The organism is Neisseria sp. P0008.S010 (assembly GCF_051962715.1).
Classification (GTDB): Bacteria; Pseudomonadota; Gammaproteobacteria; order Burkholderiales; family Neisseriaceae; genus Neisseria; species Neisseria elongata.
On sequence record NZ_JBQCVA010000403.1, the window covers coordinates 1 to 243 of the forward strand.

1 rRNA gene is annotated in these 243 nt (G+C 39.9%); it reads left to right on the forward strand.

The window, feature by feature from the left end:
- Nucleotide 1: 1 nt before the first annotated feature.
- Nucleotides 2-243, forward strand: a 16S ribosomal RNA gene (locus ACTHSL_RS14095); the annotation flags it as partial.

The following is a 243-nucleotide window of genomic DNA, read 5'->3' on the forward strand; positions in this document are numbered from 1 at the left end:
GACTAGGCGTAAAGTGTCTGTAGACGGCAAGATTAGTTGTTGGGTAAAGATTAAGGCATAACCTTAAAAAACTGACAAAACGTTCTTTGCTAGAGTATTAAAGGGGATAGTAGAATTTCTAATGTAGGGATGAAATCCAATGACATTAGAAGGAATTTCAGTGGCGAAGGCGACTATCTGGTTATTACTGACGTTGAGAGACGAAGGCATGGGTAGCAAATGGGATTAGATACCCTAGTAGTC